Origin of the sequence: Xenorhabdus sp. PB30.3 (genome assembly GCF_963895965.1) — a bacterium.
Lineage (GTDB): Bacteria > Pseudomonadota > Gammaproteobacteria > Enterobacterales > Enterobacteriaceae > Xenorhabdus > Xenorhabdus stockiae.
In genome coordinates this window covers 1-23,722 of the sequence record NZ_CAWQMW010000138.1, presented here as the reverse complement: position 1 = coordinate 23,722, position 23,722 = coordinate 1, and the positions used below count along the sequence as shown (strand labels likewise).

At 45.1% G+C, this 23,722-nt stretch carries 21 protein-coding genes; 15 read left to right on the top strand and 6 right to left on the bottom strand.

What is annotated here, in order from left to right:
• Window position 1: 1 nt before the first annotated feature.
• Genes nuoE through nuoN form a run of 10 tightly spaced genes read left to right on the top strand, consistent with a single transcriptional unit; the run spans window position 2 to window position 11,912 of the window.
• On the top strand, window positions 2-547 hold the full coding sequence (nuoE, locus tag AACX38_RS12875; RefSeq protein ID WP_228864499.1) for an NADH-quinone oxidoreductase subunit NuoE: 546 nt from the start codon (window positions 2-4) through the stop codon (window positions 545-547).
• Window positions 544-1,908, top strand: coding sequence for an NADH-quinone oxidoreductase subunit NuoF (gene nuoF, locus AACX38_RS12870; RefSeq protein WP_099121153.1), 1,365 nt, complete (start codon window positions 544-546; stop codon window positions 1,906-1,908). The genes nuoE and nuoF overlap by 4 nt, the downstream gene beginning before the upstream one ends.
• Before the next feature lie 55 nt (window positions 1,909-1,963).
• Complete coding sequence (gene nuoG, locus AACX38_RS12865; protein ID WP_228864498.1) at window positions 1,964-4,687, top strand: NADH-quinone oxidoreductase subunit NuoG; 2,724 nt, start codon at window positions 1,964-1,966, stop codon at window positions 4,685-4,687.
• Window positions 4,687-5,664, top strand: a complete 978-nt coding sequence (gene nuoH, locus AACX38_RS12860; protein WP_099121154.1) for an NADH-quinone oxidoreductase subunit NuoH — start codon at window positions 4,687-4,689, stop codon at window positions 5,662-5,664. Before nuoG ends, nuoH begins: the two co-directional genes overlap by 1 nt.
• A 15-nt stretch (window positions 5,665-5,679) precedes the next feature.
• Window positions 5,680-6,222 (top strand): NADH-quinone oxidoreductase subunit NuoI, encoded by a 543-nt coding sequence (nuoI, locus tag AACX38_RS12855; protein WP_099108384.1) that lies wholly within the window; start codon window positions 5,680-5,682, stop codon window positions 6,220-6,222.
• A 12-nt stretch (window positions 6,223-6,234) separates the two neighbouring features.
• The gene (nuoJ, locus tag AACX38_RS12850; protein ID WP_099121155.1) at window positions 6,235-6,762 is read left to right on the top strand and encodes an NADH-quinone oxidoreductase subunit J; all 528 of its coding nucleotides are present in this window, start codon (window positions 6,235-6,237) and stop codon (window positions 6,760-6,762) included.
• Entirely contained in the window at window positions 6,762-7,064 is a 303-nt protein-coding gene (nuoK, locus tag AACX38_RS12845; protein ID WP_086956183.1) for an NADH-quinone oxidoreductase subunit NuoK, read from the top strand. Before nuoJ ends, nuoK begins: the two co-directional genes overlap by 1 nt.
• The gene (nuoL, locus tag AACX38_RS12840; RefSeq protein WP_228864497.1) at window positions 7,061-8,908 is read left to right on the top strand and encodes an NADH-quinone oxidoreductase subunit L; all 1,848 of its coding nucleotides are present in this window, start codon (window positions 7,061-7,063) and stop codon (window positions 8,906-8,908) included. Before nuoK ends, nuoL begins: the two co-directional genes overlap by 4 nt.
• A 19-nt stretch (window positions 8,909-8,927) precedes the next feature.
• Entirely contained in the window at window positions 8,928-10,448 is a 1,521-nt protein-coding gene (gene nuoM, locus AACX38_RS12835; protein WP_228864496.1) for an NADH-quinone oxidoreductase subunit M, read from the top strand.
• Between the two features lie 6 nt (window positions 10,449-10,454).
• Entirely contained in the window at window positions 10,455-11,912 is a 1,458-nt protein-coding gene (gene nuoN, locus AACX38_RS12830) for an NADH-quinone oxidoreductase subunit NuoN (protein ID WP_099121158.1), read from the top strand.
• 176 nt (window positions 11,913-12,088) lie between these two features.
• On the opposite strand, the gene AACX38_RS12825 is transcribed toward nuoN, so the two are convergent.
• From AACX38_RS12825 to AACX38_RS12810, 4 genes are all read right to left on the bottom strand, one after another.
• The gene (locus AACX38_RS12825) at window positions 12,089-12,541 is read right to left on the bottom strand and encodes a hypothetical protein (protein WP_228864495.1); all 453 of its coding nucleotides are present in this window, start codon (window positions 12,539-12,541) and stop codon (window positions 12,089-12,091) included.
• Window positions 12,538-12,897 (bottom strand): tlde1 domain-containing protein, encoded by a 360-nt coding sequence (locus tag AACX38_RS12820; protein ID WP_228864494.1) that lies wholly within the window; start codon window positions 12,895-12,897, stop codon window positions 12,538-12,540. The genes AACX38_RS12825 and AACX38_RS12820 overlap by 4 nt, the downstream gene beginning before the upstream one ends.
• A 554-nt stretch (window positions 12,898-13,451) precedes the next feature.
• Window positions 13,452-13,619 (bottom strand): IS1 family transposase, encoded by a 168-nt coding sequence (locus AACX38_RS12815; protein ID WP_370630634.1) that lies wholly within the window; start codon window positions 13,617-13,619, stop codon window positions 13,452-13,454.
• 62 nt (window positions 13,620-13,681) lie between these two features.
• Window positions 13,682-15,184: an 8-oxoguanine deaminase gene (locus AACX38_RS12810; protein ID WP_255712074.1), complete on the bottom strand. Its 1,503-nt coding sequence runs from the start codon at window positions 15,182-15,184 to the stop codon at window positions 13,682-13,684.
• A gap of 528 nt (window positions 15,185-15,712) precedes the next feature.
• Between AACX38_RS12810 and AACX38_RS12805 the strand changes: the two genes are divergently transcribed.
• Window positions 15,713-16,876 (top strand): PrpF domain-containing protein, encoded by a 1,164-nt coding sequence (locus tag AACX38_RS12805; RefSeq protein WP_228864493.1) that lies wholly within the window; start codon window positions 15,713-15,715, stop codon window positions 16,874-16,876.
• A gap of 51 nt (window positions 16,877-16,927) precedes the next feature.
• Here AACX38_RS12805 and AACX38_RS12800 read toward each other — a convergent pair whose 3' ends face one another.
• Window positions 16,928-17,698, bottom strand: coding sequence for an SDR family oxidoreductase (locus AACX38_RS12800; RefSeq protein WP_228864492.1), 771 nt, complete (start codon window positions 17,696-17,698; stop codon window positions 16,928-16,930).
• Window positions 17,699-18,053: 355 nt separating this feature from the next.
• Between AACX38_RS12800 and AACX38_RS12795 the strand changes: the two genes are divergently transcribed.
• From AACX38_RS12795 to AACX38_RS12780, 4 genes are all read left to right on the top strand, one after another.
• Complete coding sequence (locus AACX38_RS12795; RefSeq protein ID WP_228864491.1) at window positions 18,054-20,048, top strand: BCCT family transporter; 1,995 nt, start codon at window positions 18,054-18,056, stop codon at window positions 20,046-20,048.
• A 280-nt stretch (window positions 20,049-20,328) separates the two neighbouring features.
• Window positions 20,329-20,772 (top strand): PTS sugar transporter subunit IIA, encoded by a 444-nt coding sequence (locus AACX38_RS12790; RefSeq protein ID WP_228864490.1) that lies wholly within the window; start codon window positions 20,329-20,331, stop codon window positions 20,770-20,772.
• A 29-nt stretch (window positions 20,773-20,801) separates the two neighbouring features.
• Window positions 20,802-21,089: a PTS sugar transporter subunit IIB gene (locus tag AACX38_RS12785; protein WP_099121166.1), complete on the top strand. Its 288-nt coding sequence runs from the start codon at window positions 20,802-20,804 to the stop codon at window positions 21,087-21,089.
• A gap of 12 nt (window positions 21,090-21,101) precedes the next feature.
• The gene (locus AACX38_RS12780) at window positions 21,102-22,358 is read left to right on the top strand and encodes a PTS ascorbate transporter subunit IIC (protein ID WP_228864489.1); all 1,257 of its coding nucleotides are present in this window, start codon (window positions 21,102-21,104) and stop codon (window positions 22,356-22,358) included.
• A gap of 99 nt (window positions 22,359-22,457) precedes the next feature.
• Here AACX38_RS12780 and AACX38_RS12775 read toward each other — a convergent pair whose 3' ends face one another.
• Window positions 22,458-23,660, bottom strand: coding sequence for a cyanate transporter (locus tag AACX38_RS12775; RefSeq protein WP_228864488.1), 1,203 nt, complete (start codon window positions 23,658-23,660; stop codon window positions 22,458-22,460).
• Window positions 23,661-23,722: the final 62 nt, after the last annotated feature.

Below are 23,722 nucleotides of genomic sequence, written 5' to 3'. Positions count from 1 at the left end.
GATGCAAAGTGAATTTAACGCAAACAAGCAGGCACGCCTTGATGTGGTCAACGTGACAGACACTCAGATACCGGATGAGTTTGTACTGAGTGCCGGGGAACGTGATGCTATCGAGCAGGAAAAACACCACTACGAAGATCCGCGTGCAGCGTCAATCGAAGCACTGAAAATTGTACAGAAACAGCGTGGCTGGGTGCCGGATGGTGCAATTTCGGCCATTGCAGAAGTATTAGGCATTCCCGCCAGTGATGTGGAAGGCGTGGCGACATTCTACAGCCAGATTTACCGTCAGCCGGTAGGCCGCCATATCATTCGTTATTGTGACAGTGTTGTTTGTCACATTACGGGCTTTCAGGGGGTTCAGGCGGCAATTGAAAAACACCTGAGCATCCGGCCGGGGCAAACCACGACAGATGGCCGTTTCACATTATTGCCAACCTGCTGTCTGGGTAACTGTGACAAGGGGCCGACTATGATGATTGACGATGACACTCATAGTTATGTGAAACCCGAAGAAATTGAAAAATTGCTGGAGCAGTATCAATGACAACGCATTCAGGAGTGAAAGAAATTATCCGCACAGCGGAAGCTCATCCCCTGACATGGCGGTTGCGTGATGATCAACAACCTGTCTGGCTGGATGAATACCGTAGCAAAAATGGTTACAAGGGAGCCGAAAGAGCACTGAAGGGCATGGCTCCTGATGAAATTACCACACTGGTGAAAGATGCTGGCCTGAAAGGGCGCGGTGGCGCGGGCTTTTCCACGGGGTTGAAGTGGAGCCTGATGCCGAAAGATGAAAGCATGAACATTCGCTATCTGTTGTGTAATGCCGATGAAATGGAGCCGGGAACTTATAAAGACCGCCTTCTGATGGAGCAATTACCGCATTTGCTGGTGGAAGGAATGCTGATAAGTGCTTTCGCGCTGAAAGCATATCGCGGTTATATCTTCCTGCGCGGTGAATATGTTGAAGCTGCTGTTCATCTGCGTAAAGCCATTGAAGAAGCGAAAGCAGCAGGGTTACTTGGCAAGAATATTCTGGGTAGTGGTTTTGATTTTGAGCTGTTTGTGCATACCGGCGCGGGACGTTATATCTGTGGTGAAGAAACTGCACTGATTAACTCTCTTGAAGGGCGTCGTGCTAACCCTCGTTCCAAACCACCATTCCCGGCAACAGCAGGTGTCTGGGGAAAACCAACCTGCGTCAATAACGTAGAAACCCTGTGTAATGTTCCGGCTATTCTTGAACACGGTAAAGAGTGGTACATCGGTTTAAGTGAAGGCAAAAGTAAAGATGCCGGCACTAAACTGATGGGGTTCTCCGGCCGGGTCAAAAACCCGGGCTTATGGGAACTGCCATTTGGCACCACTGCCCGCGAAATTCTCGAAGATTATGCTGGTGGTATGCGTGACGGGCTTAAATTTAAAGCCTGGCAGCCGGGGGGAGCAGGAACCGACTTTCTGACCGAAGAACATCTTGATCTGCCGATGGATTTCGAACACATCGCTAAAGCCGGAAGTCGTTTAGGCACCGCGCTGGCAATGGCAGTTGATCATGAGATCAATATGGTTTCCCTGACCCGTAATCTTGAAGAATTTTTCGCCCGTGAATCCTGTGGCTGGTGTACGCCATGCCGTGATGGTCTGCCCTGGAGTGTCAAAATCCTCCGTGCCATTGAAGAAGGGAAAGGCCAGCCCGGTGATATCGAAACACTGGAGCAGCTCTGTCGCTTCCTCGGCCCCGGCAAAACTTTCTGTGCTCATGCTCCCGGTGCCGTAGAACCTTTGCAAAGTGCAATCAAGTACTTCCGCGAAGAATTTGAGGCGGGGATTGTCACCAGAGATTACGGGAATACCAGCCTGATTGCAGGCATCCAGCCAAATCTGCTTAAGCAGCGTTGGTAGAGAAGAATTTTTGATTAACGCCTGCCACGGCAGGCCATTGGGAAGCATGCTGACTATGGCTACGATACATGTAGACGGCAAAAATTATGATGTAAACGGGGCTGATAACCTGTTACAAGCCTGCCTCTCGCTGGGGCTTGATATCCCTTATTTTTGCTGGCATCCGGCGCTGGGAAGCGTTGGCGCTTGCCGCCAGTGTGCGGTTAAGCAATATCAGAACGCGGAAGATACACGTGGTCGTCTGGTGATGTCCTGTATGACGCCGGCCTCAGATGGTACGTATATCTCCATTAATGATGAAGAAGCAAAACAGTTCCGCGCAAGTGTGGTGGAATGGCTGATGACTAACCATCCTCATGACTGTCCTGTCTGTGAAGAAGGTGGTAACTGCCATTTGCAGGATATGACGGTGATGACGGGGCATTCATTCCGTAAATACCGTTTTACCAAACGCACACACAAGAATCAGGAACTGGGTCCATTTATTGCTCATGAAATGAACCGCTGTATCGCCTGTTACCGTTGTGTCCGCTACTACAAAGATTATGCGGATGGTACGGATTTGGGTGTTTATGGTGCACATGACAATATCTACTTTGGCCGCCCTGAAGATGGCACGCTGGAAAGTGAATTTTCCGGTAACTTAGTCGAAGTTTGCCCGACAGGGGTATTTACCGATAAAACGCACTCTGAGCGTTATAACCGTAAATGGGATATGCAGTTCGCGCCGAGCATCTGCCAGCAGTGCAGTATCGGCTGTAACACCAGTCCCGGAGAACGTTACGGAGAATTACGCCGCATTGAAAACCGCTATAACGGCACGGTTAACCACTATTTCATGTGTGACCGTGGCCGCTTTGGTTATGGCTATGTCAATCGTGGTGATCGCCCTCGTCAGCCACAACAGCTTCGTGGTGATCAGTGGATCTCACTGAATGCCGAGCAGGTGATGCAGGGTGGGGCGGATATTCTGCGTCAGGCGAAAAACGCGATTGGTATCGGCTCGCCGCGTGCCAGCATCGAAAGTAACTTTGCACTGCGTGAGTTAGTGGGTGCGGAGAATTTCTATAGCGGTATTTCAGCAGAAGAGCAGCACCGTCTCGACATGATGCTGGAAATTCTGCAACAGGGCGGGGTTTATACGCCATCTCTGCGGGAGATCGAAGATTACGACGCTGTGTTAGTGTTGGGTGAAGATTTGACACAGACAGGTGCCCGAATGGCGCTGTCGGTACGTCAGGCGGTTAAGGGTAAAGCCCGTGAAATGGCCGCAGCTCAAAAAGTAGCGGACTGGCAAATTGCAGCAGTGATGAATATTGGTCAACATGCCAAATATCCGCTGTTCCTGACCAGCGTTGATGATACCCGTCTGGACGATATCGCAGCGTGGAATTATCGTGCACCCGTTGATGATCAGGCCCGGTTCGGCTTTGCCGTGGCACATGCCCTGAATAGTATTGCCCCTGCTGTCAATGACCTACCGGATGAACTGAAAACGAAAGTAGAAATCGTTGCTCAGGCACTGCGTGGAGCGAAAAAACCACTGATTATCAGTGGCAGTAATGCAGGCAGTGATACCCTGATTCAGGCTGCCGCTAATATCGCATGGGCACTGAAAGACAGCGGAGCCAATGTCGGTCTTTCCTATGTAGCCGCCTATGCGAACAGCCTTGGTCTGGCGATGATGGAGGCGCAGTCGCTGGATGTTGCTTTACAGCGTATTGCTAAAGGCGATTCAGACACGGCTATCGTGATGGAAAACGATCTCTACCGTCACGCTCCTGCCGATAAGATTGACAGTGCACTGAATAGCCTGAAAAACCTGATTGTTGTTGATCATCAGCATACCGCCATTATGGATAAAGCTCATCTGATCCTCTCTGCTTCCAGTTTTGCAGAAAGCGATGGCACGCTGGTGAATCAGGAAGGTCGTGCGCAGCGATACTTCCAGGTATATGAGCCTGCATTCTATGACAAATCTGTTGTCATGCTGGAAAGCTGGCGCTGGATGCACTCTCTGCATACAACCTATACACAGCGTCAGACGGACTGGACTCAGCTTGACCATGTGATTGAAGCTTGTGTCAAAGAAATGCCGCAATTCAAGGGCATCGTCAATGCTGCACCGGATGCCACATTCCGTATTCGTGGTCAAAAACTGGCTCGTTCACCTCATCGTTACAGTGGCCGTACAGCCATGCTTGCCAATGTTAGTGTTCATGAACAGCGTCAGCCGCAAGATATTGATACGGCGTTTGCCTTCTCAATGGAAGGGAATAACAGCCCGTTTGCGGATCGTCAGCAAATCCCGTTTGCGTGGGCGCCGGGCTGGAACTCACCACAGGCATGGAATAAATTCCAGGCAGAAGTGGGCGGTAAGCTGCGTTTCGGCGATCCCGGCGTACGCCTGATTGAGACAGTGGATGGTGGTCTGAACTACTTTGACAGCATTCCGGCAGCCTTTAGCGCGCAGAAAAATGAATGGTACATCGCACCTTATTTCCATCTGTTTGGTAGTGAGGAGTTATCCCAGCGGGCAGATGTCATTCAGGAGCGTATGCCTGAGCCGTATGTAATGATGAACCGTCAGGATGCTGAACATCTTAATGTGAAAGAAGGTTCCATGATGGAATTTGATTGTTCGGGGCAGCAATTGCGCTTAGCGGTGCGCCTGAGCAGCAATCTTGCTCAGGGTCAGATTGGCCTGCCATTGGGAATGCCGGGTATTCCGCCGGTTCTGGCAGGCAGAGCAGTCAATAACTTACGGGAGGTTGCATAATGAACTGGCTTACTCCCGAATTGACTGAAATTTTGATTTCTGTCCTTAAAGCGATTGTCATTCTGCTGGTTGTGGTTGTCTGCGGAGCGTTCATGAGTTTCGGCGAACGCCGTCTTCTTGGGCTGTTCCAGAATCGCTATGGGCCAAACCGTGTAGGGTGGGGCGGCTCATTACAGCTTGTTGCTGACATGATCAAAATGTTCTTCAAAGAAGACTGGGCACCACGCTTCTCAGACCGGATGATCTTTACTCTGGCTCCTATCGTTGGTTTCTGCTCTCTGTTACTGGCTTTTGCCATTGTACCGGTTAGTCCGACATGGATGGCGGCAGATCTGAACATCGGTATCCTGTTTTTCATGATGATGGCAGGTCTGGCTGTTTATGCGGTGTTGTTCGCCGGATGGTCGAGTAATAACAAATATTCGCTGTTAGGCGCAATGCGGGCATCAGCACAGACACTGAGTTATGAAGTTTTCATTGGTCTGTCCATGATGGGAGTCGTCGCTCAGGCCGGCTCTTTCAACATGGTGGAGATTGTGAACTCCCAGCAGCATCTGTGGAATATTATCCCGCAGTTCTTTGGCTTTCTGACGTTCGCCATCGCGGCAGTTGCAGTATGTCACCGTCACCCCTTTGACCAGCCGGAAGCAGAGCAGGAGCTGGCTGATGGTTATCATATTGAATATTCCGGCATGAAATTCGGTATGTTCTTTGTGGGTGAATATATCGGTATTGTGACGGTGTCCGCTTTAATCGTCACACTCTTCTTTGGTGGCTGGCATGGGCCTTTCCTGCCTCCATTCGTCTGGTTTGCGCTGAAAACAGCATTTTTCATGATGATGTTCATTCTAATCCGTGCTGCGTTACCGCGTCCGCGTTATGACCAGGTGATGTCATTCGGCTGGAAAATTTGCTTGCCGTTAACTTTACTCAACCTGCTGGCGACTGCCGCAGTGATTTTGTACAACGCTCAATAAAGGGGTGATTAAACCATGACATTAAAAGAGTTATTGGTTGGTTTCGCCACCCAGGTACGCAGTATTTGGATGATAGGGCTTCATGCCTTCCATAAACGCGAAACAAAAATGTATCCGGAAGAACCGGTTTATTTGCCACCCCGTTACCGTGGGCGCATCGTTCTGACGCGTGACCCTGACGGTGAAGAGCGTTGTGTTGCCTGTAACCTGTGTGCAGCCGTCTGTCCGGTGGGGTGTATCTCCCTGCAAAAAGCCGAACATAAAGACGGTCGCTGGTATCCGGAGTTTTTCCGTGTCAACTTCTCACGCTGCATTTTCTGTGGACTATGTGAAGAAGCCTGCCCGACTACGGCGATCCAGTTGACACCGGATTTTGAACTGGGTGAATTCAACCGTCAGGATTTGGTGTATGAAAAAGAAGACCTGCTGATTTCCGGGCCGGGTAAATACCCTGACTATAACTTTTATCGTAAATCAGGTATGGCGATTGATGGCAAAGACAAAGGCGAAGCCGACAATGAAGCCAAACCTATCGACGTTAAAAGCCTGTTGCCATAAGGAGCGATATTCATGGAATTTGCATTTTATATCGCAGGGTTGATTGCCATTCTGGCAACACTCAGGGTAATAACGCACACCAATCCCGTACATGCGTTGCTGTACCTGATTATTTCCCTGCTGGCGCTTTCAGTCGTGTTCTTTTCTCTGGGCGCTTATTTTGCCGGTGCACTGGAAATCATCGTTTATGCCGGGGCGATCATGGTGTTGTTCGTCTTTGTTGTGATGATGCTGAATCTTGGTAAATCAGTCGCTGATCAGGAAAGACAATGGCTGAAGCCGAGAGCCTGGATTGGGCCTGTAATCCTTTCGTCCATTTTACTGGTTATCCTGATCTTTGCTATTCACAGCCTGCCTGAAGCTGCAATCAGTGGCGAAGTGGTCAGTGCCAAAGAAGTGGGTATCAGTCTGTTCGGTCCTTACGTACTGGCAGTAGAGCTGGCATCCCTGTTATTACTGGCAGGGCTGGTGGTGGCTTACCACGTTGGTCGTGAAAGTCGTCAGGGTGAAGTACTCAGCAATCGTGTGGAGGACCAATAATGATACCTTTGGAACATGGTCTGATTCTGGCGGCTATTCTGTTTGCATTGGGTTTCACTTGCCTGATTATCCGTCGTAATCTGCTATTTATGCTGATCGGGCTGGAAATCATGATCAATGCTTCAGCGCTGGCATTTATTGTTGCCGGTAGCTATTGGCTCCAGCCTGATGGTCAGGTGATGTACATTCTGGCCATTACACTGGCAGCTGCCGAGGCGAGTATCGGTCTGGCTCTGTTACTACAGCTGTACCGTCGTCGCCAGAACCTGAATATTGATATAGTCAGTGAGATGCGCGGATGAACTTACTCTATTTAACAATTCTGTTGCCACTGCTGGGATTTTTGCTGCTGGCATTCTCCCGCGGCCGCTGGTCTGAAAATCTGTCAGCGACCGTTGGAATCGGTTCTGTCGGGCTGGCCGCATTGGTTACTCTTTGGGTCGGGATGGATTTCCATACTCAGAATGAAGCTGGTGGGTTTGTCTATAGCCAGACATTGTGGAACTGGATGAGCGTAGACAGTTTCAGTATTCCGGTTAATCTGGTATTGGATGGCCTGTCATTAACCATGCTGAGTGTAGTCACCGGTGTCGGTTTTCTGATCCACACTTATGCTTCATGGTATATGCGTGGTGAAGAAGGTTATTCCCGTTTCTTCGCTTATACCAACCTGTTTATCGCCAGTATGGTGGTTCTGGTTCTGGCAGATAACATGCTGCTGATGTACCTCGGTTGGGAAGGGGTAGGGCTGTGCAGTTACCTTCTGATTGGCTTTTATTACAAAACGCCAGCCAACGGTGCAGCGGCAATGAAAGCCTTTATCGTAACCCGTGTGGGTGACGTATTCCTTGCCATCGGTATGTTTATCCTCTATGACCAGCTGGGTACGCTGAGCTTCCGCGAACTGGCGGTACTGGCACCGCAGCATATTGAAGCCGGTTCTACAGCAATCACATGGGCAACCCTGATGATTCTGGGTGGTGCAGTAGGTAAATCTGCTCAGTTGCCATTACAGACATGGCTGGCAGATGCGATGGCTGGCCCGACACCGGTTTCTGCTCTGATCCACGCAGCAACAATGGTAACAGCCGGTGTCTATCTGATCGCCCGCAGCCATGCTCTGTTCCTGATGGTGCCAGATATTCTGCATCTGGTGGGTATTATTGGTGCTGTTACCCTGTTGCTGGCGGGTTTTGCGGCACTGGTACAGACGGACATCAAGCGTGTACTTGCTTATTCCACCATGAGCCAGATTGGTTACATGTTTCTGGCGTTGGGCGTACAGGCATGGGATGCGGCGATTTTCCATCTGATGACTCATGCCTTCTTCAAAGCTCTGCTGTTCCTTGCTTCCGGTTCGGTCATTCTTGCCTGTCATCATGAGCAGAACATCTTCAAAATGGGTGGCCTGAGCAAACGTATTCCGTTTGTTTATCTCTGTTTCCTGGTGGGTGGTTCGGCTTTGTCTGCCCTGCCGTTGCTGACAGCAGGCTTTTACAGTAAAGACGAAATCCTGTGGGGCGCGCTGGCAAATGGTCATATGAACCTGATGCTGGCAGGTCTGATAGGTGCATTGATGACCTCTCTGTATACCTTCCGCATGATCTTCATTGTGTTCCACGGGAAAGAAAATACCAAAGCGCATTCAGTTAAAGGTATTACCCATACGCTGCCGTTGTCAGTGCTGCTGCTCCTGTCCACATTTGTTGGTGCTTTGATTGAACAACCGCTGACAGGTATTCTGCCGGGTAATGGTGCGCAAGGGCATGATGGCAAGATGACGCTGGAGATTGTTTCCGGTGTGGTTGCTGTGCTGGGTATTTTGCTGGCTGCCGCGTTGTACCTTGGTAAACGTAGTTTGGTCAATGCAATTGCCAACAGTGCTCCGGGGCGTTTCTTCTCAACATGGTGGTTCCATGCCTGGGGTTTTGATGCTCTGTATGATTGGGTATTTGTGAAACCATTCAAAGGTATTACACAACTGTTACGGAATGATCCTCTGAACTCACTGATGAATATCCCTGCAATATTGTCACGCTGGGGCAATAAGGGACTTGGTTTGAGTGAGAACGGACAGGTTCGTTGGTACGCTACCTCTATAGGGTTGGGTGCAGTGCTGGTTTTAGCTCTGCTGCTTTTGGTTTAATTAAGGGACACATTGCGCCATGCTACTACCTTGGCTAATTCTTCTGCCCTTCATCGGAGGCCTGCTGTGTTGGCAGGCAGAGCGCTTCGGCACCCGTGTGCCGCGTTGGATAGCGTCTCTTGCGATGGGGCTGACTCTGCTGCTTTCTCTGTACCTCTGGATGCAGGGAGGCTATACGCTGACCAACCCACAAGGCATTCCACAGTGGCAATCAGAATTTCTGATGCCGTGGATACCACGCTTTGGCATCTCCATTCATTTGGCTTTGGATGGTCTGTCACTCTTGATGGTAGTCCTGACTGCGCTGCTGGGTTTAATGGCGATTCTCTGTTCGTGGAACGAAAACCAGCCGTATCAGGGTTTCTTCCATCTGAACCTGCTGTGGATCCTCGGTGGCGTGATGGGAGTCTTCCTTGCCATTGACCTGTTCCTGTTCTTCTTCTTCTGGGAAGTGATGCTGGTTCCGATGTACTTCCTGATTGCACTTTGGGGTCACAGAGGATCACAGGGCAAAACCCGTATTACGGCAGCGACGAAATTCTTCATTTATACTCAGGCCAGCGGTCTGGTGATGCTGATTTCGATTCTGGCACTGGCATTCATTTACCACGATGCAACCGGTGAGTGGTCATTCAGCTATGAAAAACTGCTGGATACCCCGATGTCACATACTGTTCAGTATCTGCTGATGCTGGGATTCTTCATCGCGTTCGCTGTGAAAATGCCTGTTGTACCTTTGCATGGTTGGTTGCCGGACGCTCACAGTCAGGCACCAACGGCAGGTTCTGTTGACCTCGCGGGGATTTTGTTGAAAACAGCGGCATATGGCTTGTTGCGTTTTGGTTTGCCTCTGTTTCCTCAGGCTTCTGCGGAATTTGCACCAATCGCGATGTGGCTGGGTGTCATTGGTATCTTCTACGGTGCATGGATGGCTTTCAGTCAGACCGATATCAAACGTCTGATTGCTTACACCAGTGTTTCGCATATGGGCTTCGTTTTGATCGCTATCTATACCGGCAGTCAACTGGCTTATCAGGGTGCCGTTATCCAGATGATTGCCCACGGCTTGTCAGCGGCCGGGCTGTTTATTCTGTGTGGTCAGCTCTATGAACGCCTGCATACCCGTGATTTGCGTCAGATGGGTGGCCTATGGGGACGAATTCAGCTGTTGCCGGCCATATCTCTGTTCTTTGCGGTAGCAACATTAGGTATGCCGGGCACCGGTAACTTTGTGGGTGAGATTATGATCCTGTTCGGCAGTTTCGGTAAATTTACCCTGATTGCTACGGTATCTGTGTTTGGTCTGGTTTTCGCCTCCGTATATGCTCTGTACCTGATGCAGAAAGCTCACTATGGTACGCCAAAATCTGATGAGCCATTGCCACGGATGGATGCACGAGAAATTTCCATTTTGCTGCTGCTGGGTGCCCTGCTGGTTATTCTTGGTGTTTATCCACAACCGATTCTTGATACTTCGGCAGCGGCAATGAGCAACATCCAGAATTGGTATTCAGCTTCACTTTTAACTACAAGGCCGTAATTTGCCATGACAATAACTTCTGAACAATTGATCGCACTGTTGCCGCTATTAATCGTCGGATTGACGGTGGTGGTTGTGATGCTGTCCATTGCATGGCGACGCGATCATTTCACCAACGTTACCCTGACGGTAATTGGCCTGAATCTGGCACTGCTTTCTCTCTATTTTGTCGGGCAACAGGAACCGATGGATGTCACTCCGTTGCTCCATGTGGATCGCTTTGCCATGTTCTATACAGCACTGGTGCTGATTGCGAGCCTTGCGACGACGACATTTGCCTATTCGTGGCTGGAAAATTATCCCGATAACAAAGAAGAATTTTACCTGCTGGTGTTGATTGCAGCTGTTGGCGGTATTCTGCTTTCTGCGGCCAATCACATGGCATCGTTGTTTATCGGTATTGAGTTAATCACTCTGCCGCTGTTTGGTCTGATTGGTTATGCATTCCGCCAGAAACGCTCACTGGAAGCGAGTATCAAATATATGCTGCTGTCTGCGGCGGCATCCTCGTTCCTGTTGTTCGGTATTGCTCTGCTGTATGCTGAATCAGGCGATTTGTCCTTCGCATCACTGGGCAGAAGCCTGAGCGACAGCAAACTTCATGAGCCGCTGATTCTGGCAGGGCTGGGAATGATGATTGTCGGGCTGGGTTTCAAGCTTTCCCTCGTTCCCTTCCAGCTTTGGACGCCGGATGTGTATCAGGGCGCGCCAGCACCGGTATCGACCTTTCTGGCAACGGCGAGTAAAGTGGCAATCTTTGCTGTTGTGATGCGTTTGTTTGTGCAGGCACCTGTCACAGACAGTGAAACTCTGCGTATTGTACTCACGGTGATTGCAATAGCCTCAATCCTGTTTGGTAACCTGCTGGCACTGACGCAGAGTAATATCAAACGCCTGCTCGGTTATTCATCCATTGCACATCTGGGATATTTGCTGGTGGTCTTGATAGCCATTAAAGATCACAAACTAGCAGAAGAAACAGCCGGGGTTTATCTGGCTGGTTATCTGCTCGCCAGCATTGGCGCATTTGGCGTGGTCAGCCTGATGTCCAGCCCATACCGAGGCCCTGACGCGGAATCACTGTTCTCCTATCGTGGTTTGTTCTGGCACAGGCCAATTTTATCCGCTGTCATGACTATTATGATGCTGTCACTGGCAGGTATACCGCTGACATTTGGTTTTATCGGTAAATTCTATGTTATCGCAACAGGTGTTGAAGCCAGACTGTGGTGGTTGACTGGCGCGGTAGTATTGGGAAGTGCGATTGGCCTTTACTTCTACCTGCGTGTGATGGTGAGTTTATACCTGCCAGCACCAAAAGCACTGAACCGTGATACCCCAAGAAACTGGGCCCGAACCTCTGGTGGTATTGTCGTGTTACTCACTGCGTTACTGGTCCTGCTCCTCGGTGTCTGGCCACAGCCACTGATTGAGATCGTCCAGCAGGCGAAAAGTGTGATGTAGGGTTTACTCTCAAGCAATGATATAAAGCCCCGGTTATGACTGACCGGGGCTTTTGAGTTTATTGGGTTGCAGCAGCTTGTTCGAAAAGATATAGCAGAATCATATTAATATGATTCTGCTATATATCTGGATAACTTCATCACAATATCCGTCAGTGATTTTAGAGAAAAGTTTTATCAAAATTCTCTTTTTACAACGATATATCCATTAAATCTAACAGCGCAATCATGATCATTTACTAATGCTGAAGCCAGAAAAACATTATGCTTATGCTCTATGTTTTCGTAAGTGAATTTTATGATGATATTTTTTGCATTATTTTCCCGAAATGTATGTGCATATTCACTTATGGTTGTAGTATCTTCACTATTTACTCCTTCAGATTTCTTTTCCTGCTCTCCATAATAGGTAGATAATGGTATTCCTACAGAATTTGAATATAATAGTTCGGATTTTGTTTTTCCTAAAATAATATCTTCTTTTTTTACTTTAAAGTCATTTAGCATAAAGTTAGTCATATCAATACCAACTGTTTCATTAATGCTGATACAATTAGTCGGTAACACTTTTGCGAAACTAGAAATGCTGGTGAAAGTTGATATTAATGCGATAAATGGAAATAATTTCATTTTATAATAAGCTCCCTATCCCCACTTTCCCAAATTTTTTGTCTGTAACTTGGATGAGCGACAATGCAACCATTCGAAGCAGTACCGCGGCCATTATCACCATGAATCAGAAATCCAGCCCTTCCACACATATAATTAGTCTCATGAGGAGTTAGCCTTAGAGTATAACGACCAGAATGTGGATGTTTGAAAGGTGCTCCAATTTTATATCTTCCTCTTGGAAGAGGCCCTTTATTTGAAACGCATTCATGTTCACTATTATTCTTGTACCCTGGTGCACCCGCATACAGTGCATAAAACTGAAATTTTTCGTTATGATAAAATGCTCTTTTGTTTACTTCATAAATCCATGCCATTTTTTTCTCCTATTTTAAAATACAATTTATATCATTACTAACGATTCTTTTTTCTCTCTGTTTACATAAGTGTAATATATTACATCATTAAATGTATACTCCTTGAGGATTTTTGTTAGTAATAATTAACATTAGAGTTTATATTGTTATTTATTTTCTATGTGCTTAATAAATTCTATTTATTTTTCCATATGATAGGTTAAAACCACCGTCTTTAGACGGTGACGTTGACTTTAATGTTTTGACCTATGCGCGTTTACGAGGTGCGTGATTCGACGACTTTCAGTCGTCGGCACCGAAGTGCGCTAACCCACCTACTTCAGTAGGTGGTAGTTAAGTGTAAAGGTTTGGGGTAATGTTTGGAAGTTTTATGTTTGAGGTTTATTTGATATTTTAATTGTTGGAAGAAGTATGGTATTTTAACTTCAATATCATTTTATATATAACAGAAGCAGAATAAAAATAACAAATTGATATTTATAAAGGGAAGAGATAAAAGGTTATTTTAATTAGTCTCACGCGCCAATCTAGAAAAATAGTTATAATTCTAATGATTAGATTGCTTGTGAAATATAGTATTCACAAGCAATTAACGTACCTATCACTTGATCGTGTATTTCTTCGGTTTTAGAATGACCTATCGTTTTTTGATTCAGTCTCTTTATCCAGATGCGGAGCATGGGATTAATTCTCTCAATACATTGGGTAAATTTATTGGTCATGACTCCAAACGTTATCATGACATGATATTTCTCAATATAAGCCCCAATCAGTCTTTTTTGGTTTAACCCTCAACCAGTTGGTAGGCAAGGCGATTATGCTGTTTAATAATGACAGGAACGTCCACGGTAGTTATTTTACCGTCTTCGACTACGATGCGGCCGTTGATGATGTTGTACGCTACTTTACCCGGGTTACAGAACACCAGCGCTGAGACCGGATCGTGCTGTGCGCCTGCAAGGCCAATGCCTTTGAGGCTAAACACAGCAATATCTGCCATCATGCCCGGAGCCAGCGCACCTATATCATCACGGTTGAGGTTTTTTGCACCCCCAAGTGTTGCGATTTCCAGCGCTTCACGGGCAGTTAGTGCTTCCGGGCCGAAACCGACACGTTGTAATAGCAGCGCCTGACGCACTTCTGCCATAATATCTGAACTATCATTAGAGGCGGAGCCATCGACTCCCAGCCCCACATGCATTCCGGCATCCAGCATATGTCGCACTGGTGCGATACCGGAACCCAGACGCATGTTGGAACAAGGGCAGTGTGCTACGCCGGTGCCGGTACGGGCAAACAGCTTTATGCCGTAGTCGTCGAGTTTCACACAATGTGCGTGCCACACATCGTGACCAACCCACTCAAGATCTTCCACATACTGAGCCGGGGTTTTGTTGAAGTTTTTTTTGCTGTAATCGATATCACTGATGTTTTCTGCCAAGTGGGTATGCAGTGAAACGCCGTGCGCCCGGGCAAGTTTTGCTGATTCACGCATTAATCCTTCACTTACTGCAAACGGAGCACAAGGTGCAACCACGATGCGGATCATCGCACCGCGCTTAGCATCATGGAACTGCTCAATCACACGCTGGGTGTCTTTCAGGATAAATTTCTCATTCTCAACAAGGGAGTCTGGTGGCAGGCCGCCCTGTTTTTTCCCCATACTCATGCTGCCGCGGCAGGCGTGGAAACGCATCCCCATTTCCTGTGCCGCCTCAATACTGTGATCAAGCTTGATGCCGTTCGAGTAGATATACTGGTGATCGCTGGAAGTGGTACAGCCAGAAAGCATCAATTCAGCCATCGCCGTTTTGGTTGCCACTTTCATCATCTCCGGAGTCAGTTTTTCCCAGATCGGATACAGTGCGGTCAACCAGGTAAACAGCTCGCCGTCCTGTGCCGATGGCACGACGCGGGTCAGGCTCTGATACATATGGTGGTGAGTATTAATCAGGCCCGGAATAACAATATGCCCTTTGAGATCGATAACTCTATCGGCCGTTTGCGGTACTTCGCTTTCTGTCCCGACAGCAACAATGATATTGCCCTTAATAAAGACGCAGCCTCTCTTAATTTCACGCCTGTCTTTATCCATAGTCACAACCATGTCAGCATTTTTCAGCAATAGCGTTTTTCCGACGGTTGGTATCGCATCGGGGGATTTATCTCCGATGAAATATGACACCAATCTTTCTTTTGCAGAGGCGGGAAGTGTTGTGAATAAGGGAACCAGCAGCGGTGCTTTTACTAACAGGCGACGTAGTTGGTCAGGTTCTTTATCCTTCATGACTACTCCTAATTTTAATAAGAGACAATAAATCTTATTGTTTAATAGTGAGATGCATATTCTTCTTATTTTAAAAATAAAACTTTGGTTGGGGAGTTTGTTATTCCTATATTCTATCACTCAAGATACATTGAGCTGTATATCATGTTTTTCAATAATCATACAACAATAAATTCGATGTTTTTAAATGGTTTTGATTTTATTGAAATATTTACTGTGAAAGTCGTTAATTTCATCAATGGTGGTTTTTTTATAAGATGTGTTTTTTAGCCATGTGCTTAACTCACTAAATATTAAATTGTTATCTGGTGTTATATGCATTTATATTTATTGCATGTTGTTTCATTGAGGTTTTGTTTATTGCTAATGCAATATGATTTTCAATTTATTGATGGCTTTGCTATTTTTTCATCATTCAAGATTTAAATAATTAATTAAATTGAAAATGATGTCATGTAATTTTATTGCAATCCCACGTTTTTTATGATTTTCAGGCCATGGTTTCAATTTATTGATAGTGATAGATTTATGAAAAAACGTTCTATTCCAATTAAAATCCCACTCTATTATGTCAGAGGCGGGACTTCTACAGGTGTGGTTGTATTACAAAAATATTTGCCAGAAAAAAGAGAATTAAAGGAAGAGATTCTTAGGCACATAATGGGTGTTCCTTTGCTAGGTACTGTTAAAGACAATACCCAATCACATGGATTAGGCCGAAGAGTGATTACCAGCAACAAAGCATTCATCATTGATATAGATGGTAAATCTAAAAAAGTTATTAGTACGTTTGCCCAGCTTGAAAAAGATAGCAATACGGTATCATGGGAAGTTAATTGTGGAAATATGACTTCATCAATACCATTGGTGATAAGAGGTTTACCTGAAGAGAAATTGCTAATGCCTGATGGCAGGCTAAATATTTATAACACTAATACGCGTAAAAATATTTTATGTTCAATGACTAATGTGTCTCCTGAATATCAATTAACATCTATCCCCGGTATTATTGGGGATTTTCCGGAAGTTCATGTTTTATTTGAGTCTCCAGCCTGTTCAAAAACATCATCGATTTTCCCTACAGGGAATTTAATTGATATATTTAATAATATTCCTCTTACTTGTATCGATGTTGTTGTACCCATGATCGTTATCAATGCAAAAGATTTAGGGATCACTGGTTATGAAAGTGTCAAGGAAATTGAAAATAATACATTATTACAAGAAAAAATTTTGGCAATAAGATCAGGGATGGGGAGTAAAATGGGAATTATTAAGCATGATGGGAAATTAATGAATGAGGATGATTTAAAAAAATCTATAACTCAGCCCAAAATAGCGATTATTGCTCCTCCTGTAAATGGAGGTGATATCAGCATCAGATATCTTACTCCCAAAAATGTTCATTCATCGGTTGCTGTTTCGGGTGGTTGTTGTTTAGCTGCTGCTAGTTGTTTTTCTGGAACTATTGCCAGTGATATCCATTATTCCCGCAACGGTAGTGATGATAATGTTACGGTACGTATTGAACATCTGTCGGGAATATCTGAATTCAGTATTATTCTTGCTGGTAAAAATATAGCGTATGCAGGTGCTCAAAGAAATGCCCAAATTTTAATGGAAGGTGAGTTTTTTATTTACAATCCGAGTAATGAATTAGAAAGAGTAATGAGAAATATGTGTTACGGTTGATGAATTATCATCAACCGTAGGAGAATATGAATAATAAATTATTCTGAACGACTATAACTGTTTCATATCTTCAAAAGTCGGTCCCTGAAAATAAATTGCACTGATATGGCAACTGCGGGGCTGGGTCAGAACAAACCGTATGGATTCCCATACCGAACGGCCATTCAACATTTGTTTACCCATTGTTGTGTGATCATCCAGAATTTCATCAAACCCATTAAGTTCAAAGTCGGGAGGGTATATCCCTGTCACGCGAATATTATCTTTACTTAACTGGTGTGAAATTGTGTTGCAGAAACCACTCATAGCATGTTTGGCTGCAAAAAAAGCCGGATGGGCGACAGAGCGGGTGAAGTTTGGGATACCACAAACTGATACCATCGCAATAATATCAGCTCCCTGAGATTGTCGCAGGCTTGGTAATAGCATTTTGGTCAATAACATGGAACCTGTCGCACCAGAATTTATCGTGCTGATAATATCTTCATCACTATTATTCTCACTCAGCTCACCCTCCAGCCACTGCGCAGCACTTAATATCAATATATCGATGGGCTTACTGTCCTGTAGTAACTGATCGGCAAAATCGCGTACTGATTGTGCATCACTGATATCGCACTGATAGCTTCTTGCGACTCCTCCTTCATTCTGAATAATTTCACAGGTCGCTTCAGCATTTTTTAATTGGCGAGCACAGAGATCAACATGGGCACCTTCCCGTGCCAGCCAGACAGAAATAGCCTGCCCAAAATCACGTCCACCACCTGTAACTACAACTCGCTTGCCTTTTAACCCATTTGGTCTGTTTAACGCGTTTAACATGATGTTAACTTCCTTATGTTAGTTATTAACCTGAATGAGAAATCGTTGCACTATCAGTTAAATACTATTAATGAATTACACGAAAAATGAGGTTAATGTTTTTTGTTTTTAACTTATTAGCTATTGATGTTATTAATTTGTTAATGCCATTTTTTGTATAACTCTCTATAAGTACAGTTGGTCTGATTTTTATGTTAAGGTGATCATGAACGTAAAAATTGAGTGAATTATGAACACAAAATGTTTGCGTGATGGGTAACTCCTGATGGAGTTATTTAATTTTATTAAAATTTCGACAAAATTTTTTTGAATGATATAGGAGATAGTGTCGGACACTAATTTTTGAAGGATGAGTATGAGTCAAGATAATACTGGACAGGTAGAAACGAAAACTTACATTAACCCACCAGTCTTTTTCTTCTCGGCATTTTTGATCATTGCATTGGTCGCATTTGCTGGTTTGAAACCAGAGCTTGCCGATAGGTGGTTTAAATCTTTGCAGCAAGACTTGTTTGTTAATGCTAGTTGGTTTTATATCCTTGCCGTTGCGTTGATTTTACTTTCAGTGACCTATCTGGGGTTATCCAGATACGGCAATATCAAGCTTGGCCCCGATCATGCTGAACCCGATTTCAGTTATTTTTCCTGGTTTGCCATGTTATTTTCTGCGGGTATGGGTATCGGGCTGATGTTCTTTGGTGTTGCTGAGCCGGTGATGCACTATCTGTCACCACCGGTGGGTACTCCTGAAAGTATTGCCGCAGCTAAACAGGCTATGCAATTAACTTTCTTCCACTGGGGACTACATGCCTGGGCGATCTATGCCATTGTGGCTTTAATTCTGGCATTTTTTAGTTACCGTCATGGATTGCCTTTAACCCTGCGTTCAGCACTGTATCCGATTATTGGCGATAAAATTTATGGGCCGATTGGTCACACGGTAGATATTTTTGCCGTTATAGGGACAGTATTTGGTGTTGCGACATCTCTTGGATACGGCGTTCTTCAGGTAAATGCAGGCCTTAACCATCTATTTGGCCTGCCTATTAATGAAACGGTACAAGTTATACTGATCATTGCGATCACTGCTCTGGCGACTATTTCTGTTGTTTCCGGTTTGGATAAAGGCATCCGGATTTTATCCGAAGTGAATTTAGGTCTGGCTGTGCTTTTGCTTGTGTTGGTCGTTGCTTTGGGGCCCACTGTGCTGTTGCTGAAATCCTTTGTGGAAAACACCGGCGGATACTTTTCTGAAATTGTCAGCAAAACATTTAACTTGTATGCCTATGAACCTAAGTCCAGTAACTGGTTGGGGGGATGGACATTACTGTATTGGGGATGGTGGTTATCCTGGTCTCCGTTTGTTGGTATGTTTATCGCCAGAGTTTCCCGGGGGCGGACAATCAGGGAATTTGTAACTGGTGTTCTGTTTGTACCCAGTGGTTTTACCCTGATGTGGATGACGGCATTCGGTAATAGCGCTATTGACCTGATTGCCAATAAAGGGGCCAAAGAATTAGCTAATGTCGTACAGACAGATGTTTCTCTGGCCCTGTTTCATTTTCTGGAATATTTCCCTCTGCCGACTGTTTTATCATTTATTGCAATGGTGATGGTGGTGATGTTTTTTGTCACCTCAGCAGATTCCGGAGCAATGGTAGTTGATACACTGGCATCCGGTGGTGCTCATCATACACCTGTCTGGCAAAGAATTTTCTGGGCGGGATTAATGGGAGTTGTGGCTATTTCCCTATTGGTTGCAGGAGGGTTATCGGCTCTGCAAACGGTAACCATTGCCAGTGCGCTTCCTTTTTCAATTGTGTTATTAATTTCGATATATGGCTTGCTTAAAGCATTGCGGATTGATGCCTATAAGAAAGATAGCCAACAGATGACGACGATAGCGCCTACGGCCAGCCGTAACCCGATACCGTGGCAGCGTAGGTTAAGAAATATTGTCTATTATCCTAAGCGATCACAGGTAAAACGTTTTATGAGCGAAGTTATCCAGCAGTCAATGAGTATGGTTGCCGGAGAGCTGGAAAAACAAAATAAAACAGTTTTGATTAATGATGAAGCTGAAGATCGCATTCATCTGGAAGTAGACTTTGGTGAAAATATCAGCTTCGTTTATGAAGTACGTTTACGGGGTTATATTCAGCCTGCATTTGCTCTTGCCGGTCTGGAAGATGAAGAAAAAATTGAAGAGCAAAAATATTATCGTGCGGAGGTTTACCTCAAAGAAGGCGGTCAGGATTACGACCTGATGGGATGGACGCAGGAGCAGATCATCCACGATATTTTGGATCAATACGAAAAACACATTCACTTTTTGCATTTAGTCCGTTAGCCGATAATGATTATTCGTTAACATAACCCGCTAATCCCCGAATTTTAGATTCGGGGATTTTTTTACGTACCTCCTCATTGTTTCCCCATAATGTGATTTACTCCGTATTATTGTGATTTTTATTTCTTTCCGTCAGTAGGTTTGATTTGCACTGGCTATTCTTTTAATCATCGATGCCCTTTATGGAAATAACCGCTTGTTAACGAAATATACTGGATGGATTTCAAAATGCCGCCATAAAGAGGCAATTTGAAAGACGAAGAGTATACGGGGAAATTTAATGCTGCGAACCTTATTAACCCGCGATGTCATCCAATGGTTTCCTGATGTCAGAGATTGGCACGAGGCCATTGAAATCGCCTGTCAGCCACTGATTAATAATGGAGCGATTCAACCCAGTTATGTCGAGGCGATTTATGAGTCCCATGAAAAATTTGGTCCTTATTACGTTGTGGGTTCAGGTATAGCAATACCACACGCCAGACCAGAACAGGGCGTTAATCGGCTTGCCCTGAGCCTGACATTAATAAAACAGGGTGTCAGATTTGGGTCAGCAGAAAATGATCCGGTTAAATTATTGTTTGTATTTGCTACAACAAGTAATTACAGCCATATAGAAGTCATTGCTGAACTGGCTGGGCTATTTGATGATCAGGAAAAAATTAATCGATTAATGCAGGCTAAAAATCAGGATGAAGCTTTTTCCATTATTCAGGGGTATTAACCACTACTTTTAGTTAACAGGAAAATAAGATGAATATAACCGTTGTTTGCGGTCATGGTTTGGGTACCAGCCTAATAATGGAAATGAGTATTAAAAGTATTTTGCAGGAATTAGGTGTTGAAGCCAGTGTCGGACATACAGATTTAGGTTCAGCAAAAGGAATAAAGAGCGATATTTTTGTTGCGACAAAAGATATTGCAGAACAACTGGCTGAGCAGCAGGTCAATGGAAAAGTTGTTGTATTAGAAAATATGCTCGATAAATCTGCAATGAAATTACGTTTATCTGCGGCATTGCAAGATCTTGGCAGATTGTAACCGGAGACGAATATGGATTTTTTCCGCTTTCTGATGAATGACGTATTGGCAGAGCCTGCTGTTTTAGTCGGATTGATTTCCCTGATTGGCTTGGTATTGCAGAAAAAACCTGTGACTGAGTGTATTAAAGGTACAGTAAAAACCCTGCTCGGGTTTGTTATTCTGGGCGCTGGTGCGGGCGTTATCGTTTCTTCATTGAGTGGATTCGCCGTTATTTTTCAACATACTTTTGGTATTCAGGGTGTTGTGCCGAATAACGAAGCTATCGTATCAATCGCGCAGAAAAGTTTTGGCAAAGAGATGGCGATGATTATGTTTTTCGCAATGGTGATTAATATTCTGATTGCCCGCTTTACGCCGTGGAAATTCATATTCCTGACCGGTCATCACACATTATTTATGTCGATGATGGTGGCCGTTATTCTTTCTGTCGCCGGGATCCATGGTGTAGCACTTGTTGCGACGGGGTCAATTGTTGTTGGTGTTTCAATGGTCTTTTTTCCGGCAATAGCTCATCCTTATATGAAAAAAGTGACCGGTTCTGACGATGTAGCCATTGGGCACTTTTCGACACTCTCTTATGTTCTGGCTGGGTTTATTGGCAGTAAACTGGGGAATAGGGAGCATTCCACAGAAGAAATGAACGTACCAAAGAGCCTGTTATTTCTGCGTGATACTTCTGTTTCCATCTCTCTAACGATGGCGGTTATCTTTCTTCTCACTTGCCTGTTTGCTGATCAGGAGTTTGTGCGGCAGATCAGTGGTGGAAAAAACAGCATCATGTACTCTTTGATGCAGTCGATCACATTTGCAGCAGGGGTTTATATCATTCTACAGGGAGTCAGGATGGTCATTGCCGAAATCGTGCCTGCATTTAAGGGTATCTCCGACAAATTAGTCCCGAACTCCAAACCCGCACTGGATTGCCCGGTAGTTTTCCCTTATGCCCCCAATGCGGTACTGATTGGTTTCCTGAGCAGCTTTATTGCTGGTGTCATCGGCATGTTTTTACTCTATTGGCTGAATATGACGGTGATTATACCCGGCGTTGTTCCTCACTTCTTTGTTGGCGCAACTGCGGGTGTTTTCGGTAACGCAACGGGAGGAAGAAGGGGAGCAATCCTCGGTGCTTTTGCTCAAGGCCTGTTAATTACATTCCTGCCGGTATTCCTGCTGCCTGTACTTGGCGATATCGGCATTGCCAATACCACATTTAGCGATGCTGATTTTAGTGCCGTGGGGATTTTACTGGGGCTGATTGTTCGTTGATTTTGCCATCAAATATTAATGATCAATGTATGAAGATATCAGCATCACCATTGGTTCTGGTGATGCTGCCAGAAGGAGCAGGTAGAACCCACATTAATTCTATTCTGCAAAATGTAAATTGTACTCGGCTGGTTTAAAGCGCCATGCCATGAATATCATTACACAGGTAATGGTAGCAAGGATTGCCCACGCGGAACTGAAGCTGGAATATGTATCCTTAATATATCCTGCCAGTAATGGTGATAAAGAGGCTAATATATAACCTATTCCTTGAACAAAGGCTGTCAGTTGGCCGGCTTTAGCGGGAAAAGAAACATGGTCCATTGTGACAATCAGGCTCATAGGAAACAGGCCTCCAATCCCAATACCAAGTAAACCGGACCATAATAAGGCATATTCAGATGGTTTTAGCATCAGTCCTATAAAACCGATAACAATACAACCAAGCAGGAATGTTAAAATCCAGCGGCGATCCTTACTCCTGCTAGCGATAATAGGGATTATTAAACCGGATATGACTTCCATCAATGTCAGATAAGCGAGAATTAAGCCCGATTCTTTGTCTTGCCAGCCTAAATCAAAGTAATAGGGTGGTAACCAGGCTAAAACGCAGGTATAGGAGGAGGTGCCAAGGCCAAAGAACAAACCCAGTAGCCATGCCCGTCGGTTCTTAAAGAAGGATGTTTTTTGCTGTTCAGGCACACTCTTGATATTTTCTGTTGGCTGATTCCCTGAAATTAATTTCTTAGCTGAAAGCCAAACCAGTAATGCAAAAATGGCAACTCCTGCCCAGATAGAAAGCCCGACCCTCCAACTGGTGAAATATTCAGCGATAAATGGAGATGATGAAGCTGCCACAGCGGCACCCCCCATTATTGCAGTGACATAGACTCCCATATACAGTTCAATTGAGTTCGGAAAACGGCTTTTAATTATTTTTGGAATAACCGCCTGAATAATGGCAATTCCTGCACCTGCTACAACAGCAGTGATCAATAAATTGATAGAATCCGTCGCATATAATCTGAAAAAACTGGCTAGAGCGATAAATATCAATGATACACTGACGACCCGATGCTCACCGATAGCATCAGCAAGGCGAATACCGATAAACATGGCAATACCCATGGCAAATACCGGCAACATAGTGAGTAAAGAGACCAACGTATAGCTCAGGGGAATTGCATCACGAATTGAATTCAGAAGTGGCCCGATTGCTGCCATAGAAGGGCGTAAGTTCAGTCCGACTAAAACAAAAATGATTAACAGTAAAAAACTATTATTTCTTAACGAACTATTCATTTTTTAACTCTTTATTAATTGGGAGGTTCTATCTGACGGAATTTTTTGGATAAAGTTTGAAT